Here is a 24,602-nt window from a genome sequence, read left to right as displayed (position 1 = left end):
TTTTCGTCTGGAATGATTACAAAAGAGAAACAATTCTTCATATCAGAAATTCATCGACTTAAGTAGTTGCTTTCCTTCCTAAAAGAGCGTAAAGTAAATCTCATCAAAACCAGAAACTTAAATTAGTTTTTAGTTTCAAGAAGGAGATTTGATTTATGTTTCGCTCAGAATGGAAAAAATTAAAAAGCCCGATGATGATCATCGTGATTCTTGCACTTATCCTCGTCCCGTTTCTTTACAACTCGATCTTTTTATCTGCTTTCTGGGATCCGTATGGTAAGACAGAAAACATCAAGGTCGCAGTCGTCAATGAAGACAAGGCGACGAAGTTCGAAGGAGAAAAAATTGACATCGGAAATCAGTTCGTCAAAAAACTGAAAAAAAATGATGACTTTGACTGGCAGTATCTCTCACGCAAAGATGCGGCTAAAAAGCTTCGCGCCGGTGATATTTACATGACAGTCGTCATCCCGAAGAAGTTTTCTCATAATGCGACTACGTTACTCGACGATCACCCGAAAAAAATTGAGCTGGAGTATTATCTGAATCCGGCCAAAAACTATTCCGGTACGCAGATTTCCAGCGCCGCTGCCAAACAATTAAACGAAAAAATCCGTAAATCCGTCACGAAACAATACAGCAGTGCGATTTTCGGATCCCTTAAAAAAATTGCCAAAGGACTCGAAGATGCATCCGAAGGTTCGGCGAAACTCGAGGACGGAGCGAAGAAAACAACAGATGGCGCCAAAACACTGACGACGAATCTCAGTAAATTAACGAGCGGGACAAATGAGTTGTCCACAAACTTAACAAAAGCCGCAGACGGTTCCGTTCAGCTGACAAGCGGTCTCAACACATTAAGCGGTGGAACACAAACACTAGCTGAGAAATCTGGTGAATTATCGAGCGGCCTCAATCAACTCGATGACAACAGCGGGAAGTTAATGAAAGGTTCAGCCGATTTGCAGGCCGGATCAACGAAACTTCGCCAAGGTCTCGAAAGTTCAGCTGCCGGATCGATGAAACTTCGTCAAGGTCTCGAGAGTTCAGCTGCCGGATCGACGGAACTCCGTCAAGGTCTCGAAACAGCTTCGGCCGGTGCGTCGAAGCTCGACAAGAACTTGCCACAGTTCACAGCCGGTCTCGACCAATTGAACGCCCGGGCTCAAGAAGCCAATGCCTCGCTGGCAGCAGTCAACGCGGCAGCGGATACGCTGAAACAAGAGTTGAGTTCACGTCGTGAAGCGCTTGAAGCAAACGTCGCGAGCATCAAGGACGTCATTGCTTCATCTGAAACGTTAACGGAAGAAGAAAAAGGTGCTTTGCTTCAATCCATCGCAACGATGGAACAAAACGTTCAAAATTTAGCACAGCAAGAATCTGCTCTTGATGCCAGTCTTGCTCAAGCAAATGACGCCACAGAAAAAATCAATCAGCTTGCAGTTGGTGGTCAAAGTATCGCTTCTGCTGTTTCGCAACTCGATGGTGGGCTAGCACAACTGCTTGACGGTTCAAAACGATTAGAACAAGGACAAACCCAACTACTTGCTGGTTCAAAACAATTAGAGCAAGGACAAACTCAACTACTTGCCGGTGCAAAAAGTCTCGAACAAGGACAAGGCACGCTCACGCAAGGTTTGACGGCTTATACAGACGGCGTGCATAAAGCAGCTGCCGGAAGCAGCCAGTTAACAGCTGGGGCACAACAGCTGGCAACTGGTGCGAACGATGCCAGTACGGCATCCGGTCAATTGACCTCAGGTCTCGGACAGTTATCGGACGGTGCCGTTGCCATTTCCTCCGGTGCCGGTCAACTGACAGACGGAGCATCGCGTCTCGCAGACGGTAACTCTAAACTTGCAGACGGAGCCAACACATTGAAAACGGAACTCGGTAAAGGGGCAAAAGATGCGACTGTGAAACCATCGAATGCCCGGGATAATATGCTCGCTGAGCCCGTCGTCTTAAAAGAACACGATTATTCAACCGTCAACAACTACGGATCCGGTCTTGCAGCTTACATTCTCAGCATCGCTTTATTCGCCGGTGCGTTGATGTTCTCTTCCGTTTACCAGATTCGTCCTGAACACGGCGAGACATTAACATGGCGTTTCCTCGTCGGTAAACTATCGATCATCTTACCGATTGGTGCGCTACAAGGGATTGCGGCTTCCGTCGCTATCGTCTATGTACTCGATGCCGATGTCGCAAGTACGCCTGCGCTGTACGGATTTGCCGCCTTAACAGGTATGACCTTCATTACGTTACTCTTTACGTTAACAATGCTCTTTGGTCGGGTCGGACAATTCAGCGCCTTCCTACTGTTGTTACTGCAAATTGGCGGCAGCGGCGGAACATTCCCGGTCGAAATGACACCAAGCTTCTTCCAATCGATTCACCGCTTCCTGCCGATGACATATTCAGTCACAGGTTTCCGTGAGGCACTTGGAATCGGCGTTACTGACACACTCATCACAAACGGACAAATCCTTGGTTTGATTCTGTTTTCTGCACTTGTTATCAGCTTCGCTGGTGCTTTAGGCGGAAAACGAATCTTACTCTCAACGAAAGCGAGAAAACGCCATGACACTGTCTGATAAAGAACATCTCATTTTAGATGCAGCGATGTCCTGCTTTTCAGAACTCGGATATAAAGGAACGACCATCGAACGTGTTGCCAAACGAGCTCATGTTGGAAAACCAACTGTCTATCAATTGTTTGAAAGTAAACTTGATTTGTTTGAATCCCTCGTCACACGGGTCTTGCAGGAGATGAAAGCAGAAGCGGAAAACGCCTATACGACGACAGCTTCTGTCGAAGAAAATAAACAGGCGATGATTGATGCCATTGTCAATCATCAACAGCAACATCTGTTTATCTTACAAATCACACAAGAAACCCAGACGTTGAAACTCCAGGAGATGTCGGAGCTACGGATTCGAATCGAGCAACATATCGTCGAATATATAAAGAATCTGCTGGAGACGCGGCTGGAACTTGAAAAACGGTCTCCAGCAGTTCCGGTCGAAGTAACTGCGTTCCTGCTGTTCAAAACGTATATTGCCTTGATTTCTGAATGGCCGCTGATCGGGCAACCACTTGATCTAAAAACAATCAGTCAAGCGATGTTAAAATTGTTATAATGAAAACAGCCTCTCGATAAATGGAGAGGCTGTTTTTGCGTAATCAATTCTTATTCGTACCTGAATGGAGTGTTTTATTTGTCGCAGCTTTTACTGTCCAATTTTCTTTTCACGTTAGCTTTGCTGGTCTACGTCATTGTATCGCTCGTTGATATGTGGAAATCGTACACCCGTACCAGTTCCAAAACAGACTTTCTATTTTTTATCCTGACGTTAATCACGCTGTTCGTCGGATTTCTTTTATCTCCGTTCCTGTCGCTCGCTTTTCAGTGGAAACGGAGCCGGACAAAACGAATCATCGGGATTTTACTCATTGCCGTCCCTTTAGGTCTTTCTCTTTTAAGCCGTTTTTTATGAAACATTGTTTCTCATTAAACGATCCGTACTCTTGCAGACGGATCGTTTTTTTATGTTCTTCCTCCGAGAAAAAGTCTACGCAACAATTCTTTTTCCGGCATTGGTGCCGCATTAAACGCTTCAAGGTATGGTCGGTCATCGTACTTTACTTCAATGACATTCACATTCCACTCTCCGCTGTTCAGTTCGACTACCGCAAATGGCGCTACAGCTTCCGGCTGACAGCCGAGTGCCCCTGGATTCAGGTAAGTTATCCCCTTCGCCCGGACCAACTGTCTCGGATGATGGTGTCCAAAACAGACCAGGCTCGCCCGCTCATCTTTAAAGAGCTCGGGCAGGGATTGTTCGGTTCCATCCACTGCTTCCGCCAACGGTTCCTCCCCAATCGCTTTTGTTTCATCCAGATACGCATAATGTGTAAACAATACTTCCTGTTCCGAAAATGTTTTCCGGACGGTTCTTGGAAGTTGTTCGAGAAACGATTGATTATCCGGTGTTAACTGATCGGCAATCCACTGGTGGTGGTTTTTCGCATGACGGTAACTGTCCGGATATTTTTGACCATGGATTAACGCCAGGACATTTTCATCATGATTTCCGCTGATCGTCGTCATTTGTGGTGTCGATCGCACAATTTCGATGACTTCGTTCGTTTGTGGTCCAATCCCAATCAAATCTCCAAGACAGAAGACTTCCGAGATCTCCCCTTCTTCCGCTATTCTATTTAGAACGGCTTTGAGTGCCGTTACATTTCCGTGAATATCTGTGATGACTGCAAATTTCATGAAACCGCCTCCAATGTTTATCTGATGCCATTCTTATCTTTCCCCTGATTTTAAGTCTGAAAATCATTGAAAATAAATTGTCAGAAAATATTGATTATTTATCTTACCCGTGTTAGGCTTAGAAAAATTCATTGAGAGGGGAATCATTTTTATGAATGTTAAACAAATTGCTGGCCGACTGATTATTCTATGCTCGAGGGACTGAAACCTTTCCGGTGATTTTCGGAATTGATTTTGGGCCCTCCTTTCGATGCATCGAATGAGGCGCCCGCAGGAATGATGGCGCCTATCCGATAACGGATAGGTTTTTTTAATGGCAAAACGAACTAGAGAGAAACAGAGAGAGGATGAGTGAATTGAAGGAATATGCGATGGATCGAATGGTAAAGGTATCTGCCGGTATGGCAAATGCCGTGTTAGTGACATTAGGGGTAGGATTATTAATTGAAACGTTCGGCAATTTATTACATATTGAGATGTTACTCACGATTGGCGGTGTCGCCAAAGTCTTACTCGCTCCAGCCCTCGGAGCCGGAATCGCCTATCAGCTTGGTGGAAATACACTGGTCTTGTTCAGTGCGATGATTGCCGCGACAATCGGGGGTGCCGCACTTCAACCGACGGATGCCGGGCTTGTCCTCGTACCGGGACAACCAATCAGTGCATTACTCGCAGCCGCCGTTGCCGTCTTCGTCGGAAAACGGATGACCGGTAAAACGAAGTTCGACATGATGGTCATCCCGGTCAGCGCTGTTCTTGCCGGCGGATTCACTGGTCTTGGTGCCGCTGCCGTTACAACACCTCTGCTCACACGATTCAGTGCCATGGTTACCGCATCTGTCGAATCTTCACCTATCGCGACATCACTTGTTATTGCCCTTATCTTCAGCGTCTTATTGATGTCACCCGCTTCATCGGCTGCACTGGCAATCGCCCTTCAACTCGACCCGGTCGCGAGTGCCGCTGCTTTAATCGGTTGTTCGGCTCAATTTGTCGGATTTACATTGATGGCATATCGTCAAACGGACCCCGGCGGTTTGATTGCTTCGTTCTTCGTCACACCAAAAGTGCAGTTTCCGAATATCGTAAAGAATCCGCGTCTTGTCGTCGCCCCATTCCTGGCCGCGATGATTTCGGCACCGATTGCGACACTTGTTCTTTCACTTGAAGTCCCTTATGAACTTGCGGGTCTCGGATTAAATTCAATGATTGCCCCACTCAACATCTTCGTTAATCAGGGGTTTAATGCGTTCCTCATCTTTTTTGCAACCGGCGTTGTCCTTCCAGGCGTCTTGACGCTCGTCTTTTACCGGATGACGACAATGGCTGGTTGGACAAAGATCGGCGACCTTCGATTAGAAATTCAATAAATGTTTATGCTGCTGTTCCCTCATTTAATGAAGGAACAGCTTTTTTATATGACGAATTGTAATATTAAGTGCAACACCTAGCTGAAAACACAAAAAAAACCCATAACGGCCTCGTGTAGAATAGAGTTACCACACAAAATTCAACGGAGGATTCGTTATGAGCTATATTCATCTTACCATATCAGAAAGAGTCAAATAGAGACGTATCTCGAGCTAGGTTTCTCTGTCCGAAAGATTGCGGGACGCCTGGGGCGTCAACCTTCTACGATTTCACGAGAATTGAAACGAAATCCTCATTACGATTCTTCTCATGCTGACCAGCGTTATGTGGAGCGAAAAAAGAAGTGCGGTGCACGTACGAAGTTTACGCTCGAAAAAAGAATCTTCATCCTCGAAAAATTACGGGAGACATGGTCCCCTGAACAAATTGCCGGACGATTATTCCAAGAAGAAGGACTCTCGTTCAAGACAATTTATCGTTGGATTTATAGTGGCCTCGTCGAGGCCGATTCTGGACTTCTTCGGCAAAAGGGAAAGCGTCAGAAACCAAGTGAGACGCGCGGACGCTTCAACGTCGGACTGCCAATCAGTAAACGTCCGTCCGACGTCAAAGGGCGTCAAACGTTTGGACATTGGGAGCTTGATACTGTTGTATCGGGTAGAGGGACGTCAAAAGCCTGTGTCGCAACGTTCGTCGAGCGAAAGAGTCGTTTTTATCTCGCTGTACCGATGGAAAATCGGTCCGCTCAATCGATGGAGTCTGCGATTCAAGCATTACATCTTTCCTTCCCGTTGGGAACGTTCCAAACTGCGACGACAGATCGCGGAAAAGAGTTTAGCTGTCATGAACGAATTCGTGACACGTTAGGCTTACCCATGTATTTTGCAGATCCGTATTCTTCTTGGCAGCGTGGTAGTAACGAGAACGCCAATGGTCTTCTCCGTGAATTTTTCCCGAAGGGGACAGATTTCGGAAAGGTCAGTCGCTCTGAAATCGCTCAAGCGCTCGCCTGGATTAATGGGAGACCACGAAAATGTCTTAACTGGAAAACTGCATACGAGGTCTTCACGGAAGAAGTGTTGCACTTAATTTGACAAACCGTCATATGAAAAAACTCCCGTTCATCGTGTGATGAACGGGAGTTCGGTATGATTCTGACTGGGCTCGAACCAGCGACCTCTACCCTGTCAAGGTAGCGCTCTCCCAGCTGAGCTACAGAATCATGTTGGTGTGTTCTGGGTATATGTTTATTATAGCAACATATTGAAAACTGTAAAGACTTTTCTTTAATTTTTTCATTATATTTTTTCTTTCTGCTCTACAGTTCAAAGTTGCAGGGTTTCGTTTCGTCCTCTACTATGTAAATAAGCACATATAAAATAAAGGAGGGGTAACTGTTGAATTTTTTAACAAGGTTTAGTTTAAAGAACTCTGTCGCTGTATTTATTATTGCTATTTTATTAGTTTTGGGCGGCGTATATTCGTTTTCTCAGCTTAAAGTGGATCAGTTTCCTGAAATTGAATTTCCTCAAATTTCAGTAGAAGCTGTGTATCCAGGCGCATCTCCGGATGATGTCGACAAACAGGTCGTCTCAAAACTCGAGACAGCACTGAAAGGAATCGAGGGCTCGACAAAAATTACGAGCTCTGCTTATGAAAGTATTGGAATCATCAATATCGAATTCCCATTTGATACCGATATGGACAAGGTCGAACAACAAATTGACGCGGCGATTCAGGATGCCAATCTTCCGGAAGAAGCCACAACGAAGCTGAACCGCTTCTCATTCGGATCGTTCCCAATCTACAACATCTCCTTCTTTAGTAAAGATGGAAAAGAGATTGAGTCCCTCTTAAAGAATGAAATCGAACCGGAACTCAATAAAATTCCGGGAATCAACAGTGTTTCTGTTGGTGGATATAAAGATGATTTAGTCCAAATTACGGTCGACAACAAAAAAGCAACAGCGGCCGGTTTATCGTTATCCAGTATTAAAGAACAAATTAATGCCAAGTATGTTTCCTTCCCGTCCGGGCAGCTCGCAGAAGGTGATTCGAAGATTCCAATCCGGGTGGAAGAAAAGCTGGAAAACTTGGATAAATTAAAAAATCTCCAACTCACGTCAAGCGCCGCTTCCGGTGCGGCATCAGGCGGTCAAGGTCAACCGGCTCAATCAGGACCTCCGGCCGGTTCTGTCGACGGCGCTCCAGGTGCTCCGACAGAACAAGCGGCACCAACTGAACCGATTCGCCTTTCAGACGTCGCGACCATCGAAGCCGTCTCAAAACAAAGTGAAAAAACACGATATGACTTAAAAGATTCTCTCTCGATGGCCATTACGAAAAAACAGGATGCTAATACGGTTGAAATCGCCGATGGTGTCACAAAAATCTTAAACAAATACGATGACCAAATCGATTATACGATCGGGATTGATTCTGCAAAAGATATTGAAGAATCTGTTGCAACACTAGTAAAAGAAGGATTGCTCGGTGCGCTGTTTGCTTCACTCGCCGTTCTGCTGTTCTTACGTAATATCCGGGCGACGATCATCGCGATTGTCTCGATTCCGTTGTCGCTTTTGATTGCAGCCATTTTCCTGAACTGGCAGGATATTTCACTGAACATCATGACACTCGGCGGGATGGCCGTCGCTGTTGGTCGGGTCGTCGATGACAGTATCGTCGTCATCGAAAATATCTTCCGGCGGGTCCGCAAGTCGAATGGCGGGATGACGGATGAAGTCATTGAACAATCGACAAAAGAAATCTTGAAGGCCATCACGTCTTCGACGCTTACGACCGTCGTTGTTTTCTTACCTATCGGCTTCGTCGGCGGTATTACCGGTAAATTCTTCTTACCGTTTGCATTGACGATCATCTTCTCGTTACTTGCTTCCCTGCTTGTCGCGATTACGATTGTGCCGATCTTGGCGAAATTCGCCTTTAAAAAGGTCCCGGCGGAAGAAAAAGAAGGCGCCTTACAACGCTGGTACGGCAAACTGATTGAAAAATCGTTGTCGCATAAAGCAATCATCTTAGTCGTTTCGTTCTTGTTACTTGGCGGTTCGCTTGCGATTGTACCGCAACTCGGCTTTACCTTTATTCCGAACGAAGCTTCAAAAACACTGACGGCTTCACTTGAACTTCCTGCTGCGACTTCACTTGAAAAAACGAGTGATGTATCGCTCAACATGGAAAAAATGTTTGATCAGGAAAAAGCGATTGCTGATGTCACGACATCCGTCGGAGCCCGTGATTTCACGACCGGGTTGCGACTTGATAACAAAGCCAGCTACTTCTTGAACTTAAAAGACGGGGTCGATGTTGAAAAGACAATCAAATCCCTAGAAACTAAAATGGAGGATATCGCAAAAGAAGACGATGTCGACGTTAAAATCAGCGTCGCTGAGCTTTCAACTGGCGGTCCCCCATCGAACAACAACGTTGACGTTGATTTGTTCTCGACTGATCTAGAAGCACTACAAAAAGCTGCTAAATTAGTTGAAGACAACATGAACAAAAACAATGATCTAAAATACGTGACGAATAACTTCAGCGAGAAACAAAAACAATTCCTCGTTGAAATCAACTCTGAAAAAGCCAGCGATCGTGGTTTGTCCGGCTTCCAGATTCTTGGTACGGTCAACGACCAAACGAAACCTGTTACGGTCGGCACCCTTAACCTTGATAACAAAGACCAGGACGTCCAATTGTCTTATAAGGAAGACTTGACGTCGAAAGCAGATCTCGAGAACGTCCAACTCTTCTCTGCTGCAGGTCCTGTCGCTCTGAAAGACGTGGCAACTGTCAAAGAAGTCGATACGTTCACATCGATTCAAAAGCTGGACGGTAAAGTTTACGCCCGTGTCTCGGGTCAAGTCAAAGGCGATAACGTCCAAACTGTTTCGAGTGACGTCAAAGCGGCTGTCGAAAAAATCGACTTGCCGGACGGCGTTTCCTTAACAAGCGGCGGTGGAAATGATGATACGGTCGAAATCTTCCAGTCTCTTGGAATTGCCATCGTCGTCGCCATCGGTCTCGTTTACTTGACGATGTTAATCACGTTCGGAAAAGCACGGATTCCGTTCATTATTCTTTCATCGCTCATCTTCGTTCCGATTGGTTCACTCGTCACACTGTTCTTAGCGAACGAACCATTATCGGTCAGTGTCATGATCGGATTCCTGATGCTCATCGGAATCGTCACGACCAACGCGATTGTACTCGTTGACCGGATTGGTCAGAACATCACACGCGGTTTACCGATTCGGGAATCCTTGATTGAAGCCGGTAAAACACGACTTCGCCCGATCCTGATGACGGCATTCGCTACAATCATGGCGCTTGTTCCGCTCGCTCTGACGACATCATCCGGTACCCTGATTTCAAAAGGACTTGCCTTGACGGTCATCGGCGGACTGACGACGTCAACACTCTTGACGCTCATTATCGTCCCTGTCGTCTATGAACTGTTCTTCTTCAAAAAGGTCAAAAAAGAACGTCAATCCTAAAAAAAAAATCCTTCTCTCATTCATGAGGGAAGGATTTTTTTGATTATTTTTCGAGCAATTCATCGGTCCGATCAATTGTTCCGTTATGTTTCGCGACGAGTCCGTCCAGTACAGAAGGTTCGAATTCTTCTCCGATTGCAATGATACCCGTCTTTCCCGGTGGAATCACACCGAGTGTCCGCTTGAATGTTTCTTGAACGGCTTGATTCTCTTTTAAGTCTTTCGAACCGCCAATCAGCATCCCGGTCATCGAACCGAGTAAAATCCCGAACGGTCCTCCAAGAATTCCGACGGCCATACCGATCAGGGAACCTTTAAATGCTTTGTTGGAACCGCTTAAGTCAACGGCATCTTCAAAAGAAAAAGCCCCGCTTTCACTTCGTTTGATGACAGCAATTTGTTCAAAATCAATCTGACCGTTTGCATGATACTTCTTCAACTCACTGAATACCTGGTACGATATCGCTTCCTCTTCAAATGTAAAGGTCATGATATGGTGTTTCTCTTCTTTTTTCGCCACAACTTTCCACCTCTTTCGAAAAAAAACGGATTGCCGCTGTTGACGATGAGGAAATACACCATTTATTTACCATTCAAAGCTTGAAACGAAACCTGTTACGGTGTGCTTGGTTTACCAGGAGCCAGTTGATAATATTCCTCCATCGTTAACCCGGTCATTTTCAACTGTGCAGCAAGTGTTGCTCCGACATAGCGGAAATGCCAGCTTTCGTATGTGTATCCGGTCCATGATTCTTTTCCAAGCGGATAACGAAGATGAAACCCGTAACGATGCGCATTGGCAGCCAACCATCTGGCTTCTTTTGTACTGGAAAAGCTGAACTTGGCATATTTCGAGGAATCTGCTCCACCGATATCAAAACCAAGTCCTGTCTGATGTTCGCTTTTACCCGGTTGTGCACTGTACGTACTGGCTTTTTCAAAGCCATCCCGCGCCACATATTTTTCAAATAATGCTTTTTGATACGCATATGAACGGTATGTACTAAATGCGACTAGCGTAATGTTGTCCGCTTTGGCAGCACGTCTCATTTTCTCAAAGGCTGCCCGTGCGACCGTACTTTCACCTGGGGCATACGTAGAACGTAACGGAAGATTAGGATTAACGATTAATGTTTTTCCGATCCGCAATCCGCCGATTTGTTGATCTGTCAGTAAATATTTTGTGCTTGCGTACCCTGTCTGTGTTCCATAACGGACTTTTGACCATGTCCCGAGCCGACTGATCTCATTGACGTAAACAGTGGTCGGGATAACGGTGACAACAGCTTTACTTGTCGAAGCTCCGCTTCGAAGGTTAAGCGGTGTTTTCGCTTGGCGATAACTGGATGCTTCTGCGGCCAGTGAAAAACTGACGAGTGACAGAAGGACTGCCAGTAACCCGGTCAGCGTTTTCTTTAGTTTTTTCATATCTCATAAAACTCCTTTTTTCCAAAACAGGGTAATTAATCTTTGTTTTTAGAATAACATTCATTTCAGAACGCCACCATTTTTTCTACAGGGTGTAATCAAAATGAATTAATTCTTTCGGCTTCAATCAAATGAAGTCGGATTGTCCAGCACAAGGATTGAACATTCAGTCTTTCGGGTAAACATTTCTTGTATGCGTTTTCTTTAAATAATGATTGGCATCAGTCAGGGGCGAATCTTATGACCATTTTAGACAAAGTGTTCATCGCCGTCTCTCTTCTTTGGTTACTTGAATTGTTTCTTTTCCGAAACCGTAAGAAGGAACCTTCTCCACTGGAAGAACGGCAAAGCTTTTACTGGATTTTAGCTACTTTACTCACGACGATCCTTTTTTCCGTTCTGTTCAGCGATTCACTTCGTTTCCCCCTGTCACGTGAAATCGGATTGCTCTTTTTGACTTCCGGTGTCTCTCTACGCTACTGGGGGATTTATCATCTCAAGCATCAGTTTACCCGTCACGTCGCTGTCAATCCGGGCGATCGACTTGTCAGTACGGGTCCTTACCGAGCATTACGCCATCCCCTATATACCGGTCTGTTTTTCATCACGTTAGGTTTCCCGCTGTACTTTGGGAACTTGCTTGTCGCGTTGTGTGCCGGAATTCTGATGTTCATCGCTTTGCTTCACCGTATTCGAATCGAGGAACGGATGTTGACGGAAGGATTTGGTCCTGCCTATACGGATTGGGCCCGCAGAAGAAAACGTTTGATTCCGTTTATCTACTAAGACATAAGGAGATGTGATTTTTTTGAAGAAACAGGCAGTCGTTATTGGAGCAGGTTTAGCAGGTATGTCAGCCGCAATCCGCCTTGCGGGAGACGGTTATGAGGTCACGATGCTCGAACAAAACGGAAATGTCGGCGGTAAATTGAACCAACGCAGCGGCCAAGGGTTTACATTCGATACCGGTCCTTCGATTTTGACGATGCCTTGGGTGCTCGAGCAATTGTTTACGAGCGTTCACCGTCGACTGGACGACTATCTGGAAATCGAACGGATCGAACCGCAATGGCGGACTTTCTTTGAAGACGGAACACAACTCGACGTCAAAGGCGATCTTCCGGGCATGCTCGAGGAGTTCAAAAAAGTCTCCGATCAGGCTGATTTTGTCGAACTGTTCAGCTATTCTAAAAAAATGTACGATTTGTGTTTGGATAGTTTCTACAAGTACAGTCTCGAAGATTTAAAGGACTTAAAAAAATATCATACGATGTCTGAATTACTTAAGATGGATCCGCTCAATACGGTAGCAAGCGGTACGAAAAAACACTTGAACAACAAGTATCTGGAGCAACTGTTTAATTATATGGTCATGTACGTCGGCTCCAACCCTTACGAAGCTCCTGCCGTCTTCAACCAGATGATTTATGTTCAGATGGGACTTGGTATCTATTACGTCAAAGGCGGCATGTACAATATCGCCCGTGCCATGAAAACCGTGCTCGATGAACTCCGGGTGACGATTCATGTCAATACACCTGTCGAACGTGTCGTCACAGAGGGCAAACGTGCGGTCGGCGTGGAAACGACAGACGGTACATTTTATCCGGCTGATGTCGTCGTCTCAAACCTGGAGGTCATTCCGACCTATCAACATCTCATCTCAGAGAAAAAAGGACCAAAACAGGCTAAAAAGTTAAATCAGTCCTTCGTTCCGTCCGTTTCCGGTCTTGTCCTGTTACTTGGTGTGAACCGCGAGTATAAAGATCTTAAGCACCATAACTTCTTCTTCTCGGATGATCCGGAACGGGAATTTGCCCAAATGTTCAAGGAAGGTGTCCCACCAGAGGATCCGACGATTTATGTCGGTGTCTCCTCTAAATCAGATGCTTCCCAGGCACCGGAAGGAAAAGACAATCTGTTTGTCTTGACGCACGTTCCGCCACTGACGAAACAAGACGGCAAAACCGATTGGGATGCGTATCGTGAAGTCGTCCTTGATAAATTAGAACGGATGGGACTGACCGATTTACGTGAATCGATTGAATTCGAATACCGCTTTACACCGGAAGACTTGAAATCACTATACGGTCCGAACGGCGGTTCGATTTACGGTGTGGCTGCCGATCGGAAAAAGAACGGCGGCTTCAAGATTCCATCGAAAAGTGATCTCTACGAAGGGCTTTACTTCGTCGGCGGTTCAACACATCCGGGCGGTGGCGTTCCGATGGTCACTTTGTCGGGTCAACTGACGGCAGATTTAATCCAAAAACATGAAAATGTAAAAGCATAATTAAAATAGGAGGTTATCCCCTTATAGACGGGATAACCTCCTATTTTTCAGTCATGATGACACATTTCTTCGATTTGAAGAAATGTTTTAGCTTTGAATGTCATTTTGTAGACGGCCGGCATCTTTAGGGTGTTCCAAAAATCATACCCGTACGCCGGATCAAAGTACTGCATCAATAACACCATGATGTTTCCGTGTGTACCGATGACGATCGTTTGATTTTGATGATGTTCCAGCAGTCGTTTGATTTCAAGAACGATCCGTCGTTGTGCCGTAACGTTTGATTCACCGCCATACGGGTTTTCATCCGGATGTTTCCAGACATACCGGACAGCCTGTCGGAAGTCCGGCAGTTCTCCCGGTGCCAGCAATCGTTCTTGAACAGCTGCGGTTTCTTGGATGGCTAATCCGGATTGTTCCGCTAAGGGCTGAACTGTCTCAATCGCCCGTCGATAGGGACTCGCATAGATATAGTCCAATGTAATGCCGTCAAAAAGTGTCGTCAGTTGCTCCGCATCGTCTCTCCCCTGTTCTGATAAAGGACGTGCTTCTTCGTCTGTAGAATAGGTCGAATGTGCATGGCGGACTAAGTAGATCGTTGTCATAGTTAATCTCCTTTCAGTCGTCTTTTGGTTGTTCCAGCCACCGGTAACCAACACCCCGGACGGTTTCCAAGTACTGATCAATCGGAAAGCCGGAACGCCGCAGTTTTTCACGAAGGTGGCGCATATGAGAATCGATGGTTCGTGGTTCAATCGATTGGTCGTCACTCCAGAGCGACCGCACTAATTGCTCTCTCGATAAGATTCTATTTACGGAAGCCAGGAGTTTTCCTAACAGCTGAAACTCTGTTTTGGTCAGTAAGATTTTTTGTTCATCAAAACTACAATCATATCCCTTAGCATCATAATGCAGACCATGAAATGTATACTGTTCCCGCTTTTCTCGTCCAATCAATAACTCAATCCGTCCTAATAGTTCACCTTCATGAATCGGTTTCGCCACATAATCATCGGCGCCGACTGTACGTCCCCGAACGACATCTTCCATTTGATTCCGTGCAGTTACCATGATGATCGGGAAATCAACGATTCGTCTTATATTTTCACATAGTGTCCAACCATCCATTTCAGGCATCATGACATCCAGTAAAGCGATATCAATCGGAACTGTTTTGACGATTTCGATTGCTTTTTCAGCGGAATCGACCAAATGGCACGTATGACCATACGGTGTCAAATATAATTTCATTAATTGAAGCATCCGTTGTTCATCATCAACGATTAAGATTCGAGCCATTTTTTCACCCCTTCCACTGAACGATTACACGCGTTCCGCTATTTTTTTGGCTTTGAATTTCTAGTGTCGCTCCATGTGCTTGGACGATAGCTGACGCAATCGTCAGTCCAAGTCCCGATCCGCCTCGACTTCTCGACCTGGACGGTTCACTGCGGTACAACCGTTTTGTCACATGGGGCAAACTTTCTTGACTGATGCCGATTCCTGTATCCCGCACTTGAAAATACGGTCCCGTTTCATTTACTCCGTATCGGACGATGATGTCACCTGTTGCTGTATATTTTCTTGCGTTATCCAGTATATTCACTAACACTTGTTTAAGTCGGATTTTATCGCCTGTTACCTCTACCGGTTCTCCCGATACATACAAGTGCAATCCTTTTTCTTCGATTGCCGGTCGCATTTTTTCTGTCGTCGATACAATTAGTTCATCAAGCGGCAGTGGTAACCGTTCAATTGAAAACTCGTTGGCATCAGAACGCGCCAGTAACATCAATTGTTCAATCAATCTGCTTACATGATCACTTTCTTCTTTGATAATCGACAAATAAGCTGCTTTTTCAGATTCCGGCAAGTCCGGACGTTGTAAAATATCCGCATATCCCTTGACGTATGTCAGTGGGGTTCGTAGCTCGTGAGAAATGTTCGCTAAAAACTCCGTCCGTTCACGATTCAAGAAATCGAGATCTTTAGCCAACTGCGTGATTGATCTTGCAAGTGCTCCAAGTTCGTCTGACCGGTTCACCGGTAAATCCACATCAAGATTCCCTTCTTTCAGTTTAGCAGTCGCGCGTTCCATCTTAATGAGCGGTCTTGAGATCACTCGTGTGCATAAGACGACAGTCGCGAGTGACAGAAGTACGGCAATAATACCGACTTGAATGAATTGCTGTCTTAACGGATTAACTACTTGTTGAATCAACGTCTCAGGAGCAAACATGAAGACATGTCCACGATGAGCACCTGAAATCGTGATTGGACTGTCTGTCATTAAAAAGCCGTTCGCTTTTGCTTGAGATTGTAGGATACGATCGTTTCGTTGCGTTTGAAATTCTACGTGTATAAGCTCTTCTGTCATTTCTGGAGTAAGTCGAGGCGAAGACTTTAAAATTTCACCCTCTTCATTTGTGATGACGACGGTAAATTCAGATGCTGATTCCATCAAAGTGACATGTTCCAATGTTTCTGCATTAAAAGATTCCTCGAGGACATCACGGTGTGTATTTCCCCGGTTCAACAAACCAAGGACCACTTCGTCCGTCCGTTGATTCACAAGATTAAAGTAGAGGGTACTGAACAGAATACCGCCGATGACAAGAATCGCAGTCAAAAAAAGCAGACCGATGTAGTAAGAAATATGTCGCATGTCCCGCTCCCTCCTCTCTTCACTCTTACGATACACTTTTTTAAAAGCTTATTCAGTCAGACCATTGAATCGTCACCTTTTCTGCACGGTTTCTGCACAAAACATGGGTATAGTAATGACATAACCAGATTACTTACAGGAGGTCATTTTTCATGAAAAAACAACTGTTCGTCACATCATTGGCACTTTCTGCAGTCATAGGTTTAAGTGCTTGCGGATCTGATTCGAATTCGTCTAATTCGCACGATATGCACGATGATATGAAGGATTCTCACGCAGGAATGATGCATTCAAGTGACGGAAAAATTCCAGCCGGACTCAAACAAGCCGAAAATCCAAAATTTAAGGACGGTGCGAATGTCGTTTTATCGTCAGATCATATGAAAGGCATGGACGGCGCAGAAGCAACCGTCGTCGACTCATTTGATACGACGGTCTATGCCGTCAGCTTTACACCAACAAACGGCGGAAAAAAAGTCAGCAATCATAAATGGGTGATTCAGGAAGAACTGAGTCCGGTTCCGGATTCACCGCTAAAAGCAGGTGACAAAGTGACGTTAGCGGCGGACCACATGAAGGGCATGGATGGGGCTAAAGCGACGATTGATCAAGCCGATGAAACAACCGTGTATATGGTCGATTTTAAACCGACAACTGGTGGAAAAACCATTAAGAACCATAAATGGGTGACGGAAGACGAACTTCAAGCCAAAAATTAAATAAAAAAACTCCGTTCATCCAAGGATGAACGGAGTTTTTGGTATGATTCTGACTGGGCTCGAACCAGCGACCTCTACCCTGTCAAGGTAGCGCTCTCCCAGCTGAGCTACAGAATCATGATGCAGTACGTTATGTACTTGCTAGGACATGTATTAATATAGCAAGAAACTAACCATCTGACAAGTACTTTTCTAAAAAAATTAAAAATAAAAATGAACGGGACCGAACCATGATTTCGAGTCGGCCCCTTCACATTTACTTATAGAATTGTCGTGACTTGATCAACCGGCAGACGAAGGGCCGGACGTTTTTTCGCATCTTCCACTGCTTTACCGACGGCAATCAACATGACCGGAACATAACGTTCATCTGTAATAAACGTTTCCGTAAAGAGTTGGTGATTGAATCCCCCCATCGCAAGTGTTGATAATCCTTTTGCTTCAGCGACCAACATGAGTTGCATCGCTGCTAGACTTGCGTTTGACATGGCTGCATCTCTCGCATAAGCCTCGCTTTGGTAAGCTCCTTCCACTTGTCCTTTGATCGCGTCGAACAAGTCTTCCGTCATACCTCCTGCTTCTACGGCTGGACCATAAACCGGATTATAGTTTCGGTTTGCCTGTAAATCCCCTAGTACGGCAATGACGACTGAAGAAGAACTGATGGCAGGCTGATTGTAAGCGATTGGAGCCAATTGCTGCTTCGCTTCTTCCGAATGGAAGGCGACGAAATGCCAATGTTGCAAGTTCCAAGCACTTGGCGCAGCTGTCGTCAATTCAATCAATTCTTGTACGTCTTCTTGCGAAAGCGTGAATGTCTCATCGTAATGACGAACTGAACGGCGTTCTGCCAAAAGTGATAGTGTGTCGGATAGTGTTTGATTCATAATGATCCCCCTTTAAGTACATCTGTTTACTTTGTTATCGTATCATCCTCTTCACTACCTGTCATACGACAAGACTCGCTGATATTCTATCTGTTATAAAACAAAGATTGACATACATATTCTGTACTAGTACAATAAAAGAAATTCAATGTTTCTTGCTGCCATATCCATACATTAAGAGGAGGAACAAAATCATGGAACAACCCCTTTACCAAGAAACTTCTCCGGAGTTTTACCGTCAACTTCCGGTCAAGACCTGCTCTCATTGCGGAAAAGAAATGGATGAACAGTGCGAATCATATAAAACAGAATGTGATGAGTGTGCTGTTACAGAACACTGATCGAGAATTGTCCGAAAAAAGAAGTCTCCGATAACGGATGGACTTCTTTTTTTGTTAAAAAAACTTTTTAGTTTTCTATTTTAATAACGTTTTTTTAGATTATAGCTCTACGAGTCATCTTTTTGTAACATCTTTGTTACAAATGAAACAGACAAAATGTTACATTTAAGTCATAAGATTTTCCGTAAAGGAGCTTAGACATCAATGGATCCATACAACTCAGGCAATCCCCTCGGACTTGGTCCAAGGCATCGAAAACCAAAACGAAAATATTTCGCCAAGCTTTTTATTCTAATGGCACTTATCCTTCTTCCGCTTGGTGGTTATATCGTTTATCAATACCTGACTTCAACACAACAACAAGCGGATGTAAAATCCGTTCAACCTTTACAGAAAGTCCCGACTCCGAACTTGGACAAGGCACGTGTCGAGAAATGGAACGGGATTACTAAAAAAGTAGCTTATCTGACATTTGAAGACGGTCCGACCGCTTTGACTCCGGATATCTTGAAATCATTAAAAGAACAAAATGTTAAGGCGACCTTCTTTCTGATTGGAAGTAATATCGCCGAGCAACCGGATGTCGTCCGCTCAATGGCAAAGGATGGACATTACATCGGACCACACAGTGAAACCCATGACTATGACACGCTGTATAAGAAAAAGCAGTATGTTCCTGAGATGCTGAGGGTGCAGAAACAAATTAAACAACTAACGAATCATGCTCCATTATTGACACGTCCGCCTTATGGATCAACGCCCGGCATTAGCAAGTCCATTGCGAAAGAAATGGAGCAGGCTAAACTCCGGATGTGGGACTGGTCGATTGATTCGATGGACTGGTACTACAAAGACAGTGCGAAAGAAGTTGCGAAAACCGTTATCAACCGGGCAGAAGATCCGGTCGAAATCATCCTGTTACATGAACAACCGCAAACATTGCGGGCATTGCCTGCGATCGTCGCCGGACTAAAGAAAAAAGGATATCAATTTTCCGTCTATGATGAAGACTTTCATATCCCGTATAATTTCGCAAAATTCTCTAATTTGTAAGGAGTTACTTTCATGATCAAAAAACGGATGATTTTTAATAGCTGTTTCACCTGTCTCGGCGTCTTATTTCTCAGTGCCTGCTCGAGCGATCCCGCTGCTTCGATATATAACCAGTTGGAAGAACAGGCCAAGTCTGAACGAAAAGCCGCAGCGATTGCTGAACAACGGACACGCCAAGACGAAATTTCCGTTAATACGTATCAAGCCGTTCTCGAAGCCGGAGCCGATGACATCAAACGGTCACAAAATGAACGGGAAGAATTAACCGCTTTGAATCAAGATCGTGTCGATTTGTTAAAGCAGGAAAAAACCATTCGTACCCGTGCTTTTGATGAGTTGGATCTTTCGGAACTAACGGGCAGCTTATCTTCGTTACCCGCCGCTAAAAAAGACGGGACCGCTCTTATTAAGGCCTTTAAAGAGCGGGAGAAAGCTTTTGATACGTTTTTAAAACGTTACACGGCAGCAATCGCGTCAGAAAAGAAAGTGCTCTCCTACTTGACCGAAAAACCGAACTTCGTTAAGATTGACGAAGCGACAGCTGATTTAAACCGGACTTCCCGTCAAGCGACAGAAGCACTCAAAACCTTTAATCGATTGACCGTCCGATACAATGAATTAAAGCCCGTCTTTTATAAAAAGGCTGGACTCAACATTAAATAACTCACACAGGTTGCAACCAAACCCTGTCCAAAAAACCTGGACAAGGCCCCGTTGCAACCTTTTTTGTGCGTTCTAAAACATGGAGGGATCTGTATGAATCGTTCAAAAGCAACACTTTTCGTCTTAATCGGCGCCATCAGTTACGGCGTCCTGTCGACCATCGTCAAACTGGCTTACGGTGCCGGTTTTGACTCAGCCGCTGTTTCCGGAAGTCAATTTTTCTTCGGATGGCTGATGATTTTTGTCTTAGCCCTGCTGTCAAAAAATCTTCGTCTGAATCCGAAAACAGCTCTTACTTTAATGGCCATCGGGATTTCAAGCGGCACGACCGGTTACCTGTATTATCAGAGCCTACAAACCGTCTCCGCTTCAGTCGCCATCATTCTCCTCTTCCAATTCACATGGATTGGTGTCGTGATTGATTCGATTTTGGCAAAACGTCTGCCGTCGCGTTCTCATTTCTTGTCTGCCGTCCTTTTGATCGGCGGTGCCATTTTAGCGAGCGCTGCTTATACGAGCGCCCTTGACGTGCGCGGTACGTTGTTCGGACTCGGCGCAGCCGTCAGTTTCTCGATCTTCCTGCTTGCGAGCGGACGGGTCGCAAACCATGTACCGGTCATTAAAAAAAGCTTTTATATGATGACAGGCGGACTTCTGTTCGTCATGATCATGTATCCGCCGACGACTTTCCTGACTGCAGCGAATTTCGAACAGGGACTGATCTGGTACGCACTTCCACTGGGTCTGTTCGCCTTAATTCTGCCACCGCTGTTATTCGCAGCAGGTGCCCCACACTTAAGCCCGGCCAGCGTCTCCTTGCTTGGTGCAGCCGAACTGCCGACTGCCGTCATCTGTTCCGTCCTCATCCTCGGTGAGCATCTCTCCGGTTCACAGTGGATCGGGATCATCATCATCCTGATTGGAATTTTCTATCCGATTTACGTCAGCAGTCTGAAACAATCGACCACTTCTGTTCCACGTCAAAACGACCTCTCCTGAGCAATCAGGAAAGGTCGTTTTTTTATAGCATTATTTTTGACGTTTCATCGCATCAGCGACGAACTCAACATCCGTACCGATGATGATTTGGACGTTTTTCGCGCCCATCTTCATCACACCTTTTGCGCCGGCCGCTTTAATTGCAGCTTCGTCAATAATCGTTGAATCTTTTACCTGGAGACGGAGACGTGTCGCACAGTTATCAATCGCTGTAACGTTGTCCGTTCCTTGTAAGCCTGCAAGAATCCGTGCTGCTTGTTGCTCGTACTTATCGTCCGATACACCCGTGACAGGGCCTGCATCCGTCACAAGTGATTCATCTTCACGACCCGGCGTTTTCAGATCGAATTTCGTGATCATGAAGTAGAACAGGAAGTAATAAATGACGGCGAACACGAGACCGACAACGAGTAAAAGCAACGGTTTTGTAGCGATTCCGAAGTTCAGGACATAATCGATGAAACCGGCAGAGAAGGAGAACCCGTGCAAGATACCGAGTAAATTGACGACTGCCATGGAAACACCCGTCAACACGGCGTGCATGACATATAAGACCGGTGACAAGAACATGAATGAAAACTCAATCGGTTCCGTAATCCCTGTCAGGAATGATGTTAATCCAAGACCAATCATCGCCCCTGCGACGGCTTTCCGATTTTCTTTGCGTGCCGCCATGACCATGGCTGCTGCTGCAGCCGGTAAAGCGAACATCATGATCGGGAAAAATCCGGCTTGATAAATACCGGCTGTCGGATCTCCAGCGAAGAAGCGTGCGATATCTCCATTCGCAATTGTTCCATCCGCTTTTTCATATGAACCGAAGACAAACCAGAAAATATTGTTCAAGACATGGTGAAGACCGACAGGAATTAACAGACGGTTGAAGAATCCAAACAGTGCGGCCCCTCCTGCTCCAAGGCTGACCATCCATTCTCCCGCATTATTGATTCCGTCTTCAATGAACGGCCATAAGTAACCAAAGACAAACGCTAAGACCAGCATAGCGGCTGACGTGATGATCGGAACAAAACGGCGTCCGCCGAAGAATGCTAACCAATCCGGTAATTTAATATTGTAAAATCGGTTGTACAGCAAACCGGCGACGATACCGGCAATGATTCCGCCGAAGACAGCCATGTTGACCATTGATCCTAAGGTTGCCTGATTGGCAATGGAACTTAAGGTCGCTCCGTCCACTTTCGTCGAGGAGTCATTGACAATGGCGGCAATCGCATCGTACTTGGCCTGAATCTGGGCATTTGAATAATCCTTATTCATCGAGTCAACGCCCGTTTTTAAGACCAAATACCCGACTGCTCCTGCCAATCCGGCAGCTCCGCTGGCATCAATGGATAATCCAATCGCAACACCAATCGCAAAAATCAGTGGAAGATTATCAAAAATCGCACCACCTGCTGCCACCATTAACGGAATATCCAACATATCGGCTGAACCGAGTCGAAGGACAATTCCCGCGGCTGGTAAAACGGCGATCGGCAGCATTAAAGCTTTACCGATTCGTTGAAGAAACTGCAACATATACTTCATCCTTTCCTAAATAAAAACAAATAATGACATGACGATGAAAACGCTTTAACACCTATTATTATTCCACATACACGTCTAAATGACTAGACCTTTATACATATTTTTTCATAAAAAAAGATCCCTTTAAATAAGGGACCTTACGGGTACAGATTAACGACGATTCGTATCTTCGAGATTCTGTTGAACATTACCAACTGTTTTTTTGGCATCGCCTTTAAGCTGATCTTTTTTGCCTTCACGTTCTGTTGATTTATCTCCTGTTGCTTTTCCGAGCGCTTCTTTCGCTTTTCCGGCAACTTTATCAACTAAACCATCAGCTTTTTTGTTTAATCCGCTATCATGTGACATGTTCATTACCCCCTATTTTTTTAACGCATAGTAGTATGTTCCCACCTGAAACAGATTCAAACATCGCTTTCTTTTTAAATCCGTAAGTCAGTCAATCGAAAAACTCCCCATCGCTTTGACAGGGAGTAGTTTGTTACCGGGCGACCGATACGCCGAGAACTTGTTCAATCCGTTCAAATGCCCAGTCCAACTCGTCTTTTGTAATGACGAGTGGCGGTGCAAAACGAATGACCGTCTCGTGTGTTTCTTTACAGAGCAACCCTTTTTCTTTTAATGCTTCGCAATATGGACGAGCCGCTTCAGTCAATTCGACACCAATGAACAATCCGCGTCCACGAACTTCTTTAATCATCGGGTTGTCGATTTCTTTCAGACGATTCATAAAGTATGTGCCGAGTTCAAGCGAACGTTCCGGTAACTTCTCTTCTTCCAAAACTTCGAGTGAAGCGACAGATACCGCACAAGCCAACGGATTTCCACCAAATGTCGAACCGTGTGATCCCGGATTAAAGACACTCAAAATATCGTGATTGGCGGCTACACAGGAAATCGGGAAGACGCCGCCGCCGAGTGCTTTACCTAAGATGTACATATCCGGCGTTACATTGTCCCAGTCCGAAGCAAACCATTTCCCTGAACGGCCGAGTCCTGATTGGATTTCATCCGAGACGAGTAATACATTTTGTTCCTTACAGACGTCTTGGGCGTCTTTCAGGAATCCTTCGTATGGAATTAAAATTCCCGCTTCTCCCTGAATCGGTTCCACGATGAAAGCCGCTGTATTTTCCGTGATGGCACCTTTCAGTGCCTCTAAATCTCCGTATGGAATCGTTTTGATGCCCGGTAGGAGCGGACCAAATCCACGTTGATATTCCGCTTCCGTCGACATCGAGACAGCTGTCATCGTCCGGCCGTGGAAGTTCCCTTCGCAAACGATGATTTCTGCGTCTCCCGGAATTTGTTTCACTTCATATGCCCAACGACGTGCTGCCTTGACTGCTGTCTCGACCGCTTCCGCTCCCGTATTCATCGGCAAGACCATATCTTTTCCTGTCAGTTGTGCGACCTTTTCATAAAAGAATCCGAGCTGATCATTGTGAAAGGCACGTGATGTCAATGTGATCTTATCCGCTTGCCGTTTTAGAGCCTCAATGATTTTCGGATGACGGTGTCCTTGGTTCACGGCTGAATAGGCACTGAGCATATCCATATATTCGCGGCCTTCCGGATCTTTGACGAACACCCCTTCGGCCTCTGAAATGACGATTGGAAGTGGATGATAGTTGTGTGCTCCGAATTTCTCTGTTTGTGTAATGATTTTCTCTGTTTGATTCATGATAAATCCCCCTTTTTTCGCTTAGAAAACGCTTTCATTATGATTATAACAGATTCACACAGATAATCTTCAATCGAAATACAGGATTTACCCGCATGAAAATTGAATATACTGGGAATAGACAAGACAAGTGAACCGTCATCTCTGATCA

General features: G+C 45.3%; 22 protein-coding genes, 2 tRNA genes and 1 pseudogene. 13 read left to right on the top strand and 12 right to left on the bottom strand.

The window, feature by feature from the left end; genetic code table 11:
- The first annotated feature begins 155 nt into the window (after window positions 1-155).
- The 3 genes from N7U64_RS11485 to N7U64_RS11475 all read left to right on the top strand — a co-directional run bounded on the left by N7U64_RS11485 (window position 156) and on the right by N7U64_RS11475 (window position 3,501).
- Complete coding sequence (locus N7U64_RS11485; RefSeq protein WP_318929849.1) at window positions 156-2,597, top strand: YhgE/Pip domain-containing protein; 2,442 nt, start codon at window positions 156-158, stop codon at window positions 2,595-2,597.
- Window positions 2,584-3,144, top strand: a complete 561-nt coding sequence (locus N7U64_RS11480) for a TetR/AcrR family transcriptional regulator (protein ID WP_318929848.1) — start codon at window positions 2,584-2,586, stop codon at window positions 3,142-3,144. Before N7U64_RS11485 ends, N7U64_RS11480 begins: the two co-directional genes overlap by 14 nt.
- Before the next feature lie 78 nt (window positions 3,145-3,222).
- A complete protein-coding gene (locus N7U64_RS11475; RefSeq protein ID WP_318929847.1) occupies window positions 3,223-3,501 on the top strand; it encodes a hypothetical protein in 279 nt (92 codons plus the stop codon).
- A 50-nt stretch (window positions 3,502-3,551) separates the two neighbouring features.
- Here N7U64_RS11475 and N7U64_RS11470 read toward each other — a convergent pair whose 3' ends face one another.
- Window positions 3,552-4,286, bottom strand: coding sequence for a metallophosphoesterase family protein (locus N7U64_RS11470; protein ID WP_318929846.1), 735 nt, complete (start codon window positions 4,284-4,286; stop codon window positions 3,552-3,554).
- 347 nt (window positions 4,287-4,633) lie between these two features.
- Here N7U64_RS11470 and N7U64_RS11465 point away from each other — a divergent pair, with 347 nt between their 5' ends.
- Window positions 4,634-5,656 carry a PTS transporter subunit IIC gene (locus N7U64_RS11465; protein WP_131504278.1) on the top strand — a complete coding sequence of 341 codons (1,023 nt, stop codon included), beginning with the start codon at window positions 4,634-4,636 and terminating at the stop codon, window positions 5,654-5,656.
- Window positions 5,657-5,813: 157 nt separating this feature from the next.
- Window positions 5,814-6,751, top strand: a pseudogene (locus N7U64_RS11460) (IS30 family transposase).
- Window positions 6,752-6,806: 55 nt separating this feature from the next.
- Here N7U64_RS11460 and N7U64_RS11455 read toward each other — a convergent pair.
- A tRNA-Val gene (locus N7U64_RS11455) sits at window positions 6,807-6,879 on the bottom strand.
- 175 nt (window positions 6,880-7,054) lie between these two features.
- On the opposite strand from N7U64_RS11455, the gene N7U64_RS11450 reads away from it, so the two are divergent.
- Entirely contained in the window at window positions 7,055-10,171 is a 3,117-nt protein-coding gene (locus N7U64_RS11450; protein ID WP_318929845.1) for an efflux RND transporter permease subunit, read from the top strand.
- A gap of 43 nt (window positions 10,172-10,214) precedes the next feature.
- Here N7U64_RS11450 and N7U64_RS11445 read toward each other — a convergent pair whose 3' ends face one another.
- Both N7U64_RS11445 and N7U64_RS11440 read right to left on the bottom strand, forming a co-directional pair.
- Window positions 10,215-10,691, bottom strand: coding sequence for a DUF456 domain-containing protein (locus N7U64_RS11445; RefSeq protein WP_318929844.1), 477 nt, complete (start codon window positions 10,689-10,691; stop codon window positions 10,215-10,217).
- A gap of 95 nt (window positions 10,692-10,786) precedes the next feature.
- The gene (locus tag N7U64_RS11440) at window positions 10,787-11,599 is read right to left on the bottom strand and encodes a D-alanyl-D-alanine carboxypeptidase family protein (protein WP_318929843.1); all 813 of its coding nucleotides are present in this window, start codon (window positions 11,597-11,599) and stop codon (window positions 10,787-10,789) included.
- Window positions 11,600-11,839: 240 nt separating this feature from the next.
- On the opposite strand from N7U64_RS11440, the gene N7U64_RS11435 reads away from it, so the two are divergent.
- Both N7U64_RS11435 and N7U64_RS11430 read left to right on the top strand, forming a co-directional pair.
- A complete protein-coding gene (locus N7U64_RS11435; RefSeq protein ID WP_318929842.1) occupies window positions 11,840-12,385 on the top strand; it encodes an isoprenylcysteine carboxylmethyltransferase family protein in 546 nt (181 codons plus the stop codon).
- A 22-nt stretch (window positions 12,386-12,407) separates the two neighbouring features.
- Window positions 12,408-13,892: a phytoene desaturase family protein gene (locus N7U64_RS11430; RefSeq protein WP_318094191.1), complete on the top strand. Its 1,485-nt coding sequence runs from the start codon at window positions 12,408-12,410 to the stop codon at window positions 13,890-13,892.
- 47 nt (window positions 13,893-13,939) lie between these two features.
- Here the strand turns inward: N7U64_RS11430 and N7U64_RS11425 are convergent, their stop codons facing one another.
- Genes N7U64_RS11425 through N7U64_RS11415 form a run of 3 tightly spaced genes read right to left on the bottom strand, consistent with a single transcriptional unit; the run spans window position 13,940 to window position 16,557 of the window.
- On the bottom strand, window positions 13,940-14,497 hold the full coding sequence (locus N7U64_RS11425; protein ID WP_318929841.1) for a histidine phosphatase family protein: 558 nt from the start codon (window positions 14,495-14,497) through the stop codon (window positions 13,940-13,942).
- A 13-nt stretch (window positions 14,498-14,510) separates the two neighbouring features.
- Window positions 14,511-15,191 (bottom strand): response regulator transcription factor, encoded by a 681-nt coding sequence (locus N7U64_RS11420; protein ID WP_318929840.1) that lies wholly within the window; start codon window positions 15,189-15,191, stop codon window positions 14,511-14,513.
- 4 nt (window positions 15,192-15,195) lie between these two features.
- Window positions 15,196-16,557: a HAMP domain-containing sensor histidine kinase gene (locus tag N7U64_RS11415; protein WP_318929839.1), complete on the bottom strand. Its 1,362-nt coding sequence runs from the start codon at window positions 16,555-16,557 to the stop codon at window positions 15,196-15,198.
- A 152-nt stretch (window positions 16,558-16,709) separates the two neighbouring features.
- On the opposite strand from N7U64_RS11415, the gene N7U64_RS11410 reads away from it, so the two are divergent.
- A complete protein-coding gene (locus tag N7U64_RS11410) occupies window positions 16,710-17,276 on the top strand; it encodes a YdhK family protein (RefSeq protein WP_012369419.1) in 567 nt (188 codons plus the stop codon).
- Window positions 17,277-17,320: 44 nt separating this feature from the next.
- On the opposite strand, the gene N7U64_RS11405 is transcribed toward N7U64_RS11410, so the two are convergent.
- Together N7U64_RS11405 and N7U64_RS11400 are read right to left on the bottom strand one after the other, a co-directional pair.
- Window positions 17,321-17,393: transfer RNA gene (locus N7U64_RS11405), tRNA-Val, on the bottom strand.
- Between the two features lie 143 nt (window positions 17,394-17,536).
- Window positions 17,537-18,163: a nitroreductase family protein gene (locus tag N7U64_RS11400; RefSeq protein WP_318929838.1), complete on the bottom strand. Its 627-nt coding sequence runs from the start codon at window positions 18,161-18,163 to the stop codon at window positions 17,537-17,539.
- A 194-nt stretch (window positions 18,164-18,357) separates the two neighbouring features.
- Here N7U64_RS11400 and yhfH point away from each other — a divergent pair, with 194 nt between their 5' ends.
- The 4 genes from yhfH to N7U64_RS11380 all read left to right on the top strand — a co-directional run bounded on the left by yhfH (window position 18,358) and on the right by N7U64_RS11380 (window position 21,219).
- Window positions 18,358-18,504 carry a protein YhfH gene (gene yhfH / locus N7U64_RS11395; RefSeq protein WP_251135546.1) on the top strand — a complete coding sequence of 49 codons (147 nt, stop codon included), beginning with the start codon at window positions 18,358-18,360 and terminating at the stop codon, window positions 18,502-18,504.
- 204 nt (window positions 18,505-18,708) lie between these two features.
- Entirely contained in the window at window positions 18,709-19,557 is an 849-nt protein-coding gene (locus N7U64_RS11390) for a polysaccharide deacetylase family protein (protein WP_318929837.1), read from the top strand.
- A 12-nt stretch (window positions 19,558-19,569) separates the two neighbouring features.
- Window positions 19,570-20,220: a YkyA family protein gene (locus N7U64_RS11385; protein ID WP_318929836.1), complete on the top strand. Its 651-nt coding sequence runs from the start codon at window positions 19,570-19,572 to the stop codon at window positions 20,218-20,220.
- Between the two features lie 93 nt (window positions 20,221-20,313).
- Entirely contained in the window at window positions 20,314-21,219 is a 906-nt protein-coding gene (locus N7U64_RS11380; RefSeq protein ID WP_214766615.1) for an EamA family transporter, read from the top strand.
- Between the two features lie 30 nt (window positions 21,220-21,249).
- Here N7U64_RS11380 and nagE read toward each other — a convergent pair whose 3' ends face one another.
- The 3 genes from nagE to N7U64_RS11365 all read right to left on the bottom strand — a co-directional run bounded on the left by nagE (window position 21,250) and on the right by N7U64_RS11365 (window position 24,451).
- Entirely contained in the window at window positions 21,250-22,758 is a 1,509-nt protein-coding gene (gene nagE, locus N7U64_RS11375) for an N-acetylglucosamine-specific PTS transporter subunit IIBC (protein WP_290829868.1), read from the bottom strand.
- A gap of 159 nt (window positions 22,759-22,917) precedes the next feature.
- Window positions 22,918-23,115, bottom strand: a complete 198-nt coding sequence (locus tag N7U64_RS11370; RefSeq protein WP_012369411.1) for a CsbD family protein — start codon at window positions 23,113-23,115, stop codon at window positions 22,918-22,920.
- Between the two features lie 133 nt (window positions 23,116-23,248).
- Window positions 23,249-24,451: an ornithine--oxo-acid transaminase gene (locus N7U64_RS11365; RefSeq protein ID WP_318929835.1), complete on the bottom strand. Its 1,203-nt coding sequence runs from the start codon at window positions 24,449-24,451 to the stop codon at window positions 23,249-23,251.
- Window positions 24,452-24,602: the final 151 nt, after the last annotated feature.

Origin of the sequence: Exiguobacterium sp. K1, assembly GCF_033721435.1 — a bacterium.
Classification (GTDB): domain Bacteria; phylum Bacillota; class Bacilli; order Exiguobacteriales; family Exiguobacteriaceae; genus Exiguobacterium_A; species Exiguobacterium_A artemiae.
The sequence above is the reverse complement of the archived record's forward strand: the minus strand, read 5'-3'. Positions and strand labels throughout refer to the sequence as shown.

Excerpts from the sequence above, each read along its gene's own strand:
- N7U64_RS11390 (WP_318929837.1), top strand. The coding sequence starts at position 18,709 with ATGGATCCATACAACTCAGGCAATCCCCTCGGACTTGGTCCAAGGCAT.
- N7U64_RS11420 (WP_318929840.1), bottom strand. The coding sequence starts at position 15,191 with ATGGCTCGAATCTTAATCGTTGATGATGAACAACGGATGCTTCAATTA.
- N7U64_RS11410 (WP_012369419.1), top strand. The coding sequence starts at position 16,710 with ATGAAAAAACAACTGTTCGTCACATCATTGGCACTTTCTGCAGTCATA.
- N7U64_RS11415 (WP_318929839.1), bottom strand. The coding sequence starts at position 16,557 with ATGCGACATATTTCTTACTACATCGGTCTGCTTTTTTTGACTGCGATT.
- N7U64_RS11480 (WP_318929848.1), top strand. The coding sequence starts at position 2,584 with ATGACACTGTCTGATAAAGAACATCTCATTTTAGATGCAGCGATGTCC.
- N7U64_RS11380 (WP_214766615.1), top strand. The coding sequence starts at position 20,314 with ATGAATCGTTCAAAAGCAACACTTTTCGTCTTAATCGGCGCCATCAGT.
- nagE (WP_290829868.1), bottom strand. The coding sequence starts at position 22,758 with ATGTTGCAGTTTCTTCAACGAATCGGTAAAGCTTTAATGCTGCCGATC.
- N7U64_RS11400 (WP_318929838.1), bottom strand. The coding sequence starts at position 18,163 with ATGAATCAAACACTATCCGACACACTATCACTTTTGGCAGAACGCCGT.
- N7U64_RS11425 (WP_318929841.1), bottom strand. The coding sequence starts at position 14,497 with ATGACAACGATCTACTTAGTCCGCCATGCACATTCGACCTATTCTACA.
- N7U64_RS11485 (WP_318929849.1), top strand. The coding sequence starts at position 156 with ATGTTTCGCTCAGAATGGAAAAAATTAAAAAGCCCGATGATGATCATC.
- N7U64_RS11370 (WP_012369411.1), bottom strand. The coding sequence starts at position 23,115 with ATGTCACATGATAGCGGATTAAACAAAAAAGCTGATGGTTTAGTTGAT.
- N7U64_RS11365 (WP_318929835.1), bottom strand. The coding sequence starts at position 24,451 with ATGAATCAAACAGAGAAAATCATTACACAAACAGAGAAATTCGGAGCA.
- N7U64_RS11385 (WP_318929836.1), top strand. The coding sequence starts at position 19,570 with ATGATCAAAAAACGGATGATTTTTAATAGCTGTTTCACCTGTCTCGGC.
- yhfH (WP_251135546.1), top strand. The coding sequence starts at position 18,358 with ATGGAACAACCCCTTTACCAAGAAACTTCTCCGGAGTTTTACCGTCAA.
- N7U64_RS11435 (WP_318929842.1), top strand. The coding sequence starts at position 11,840 with ATGACCATTTTAGACAAAGTGTTCATCGCCGTCTCTCTTCTTTGGTTA.
- N7U64_RS11440 (WP_318929843.1), bottom strand. The coding sequence starts at position 11,599 with ATGAAAAAACTAAAGAAAACGCTGACCGGGTTACTGGCAGTCCTTCTG.
- N7U64_RS11470 (WP_318929846.1), bottom strand. The coding sequence starts at position 4,286 with ATGAAATTTGCAGTCATCACAGATATTCACGGAAATGTAACGGCACTC.
- N7U64_RS11465 (WP_131504278.1), top strand. The coding sequence starts at position 4,634 with ATGAGTGAATTGAAGGAATATGCGATGGATCGAATGGTAAAGGTATCT.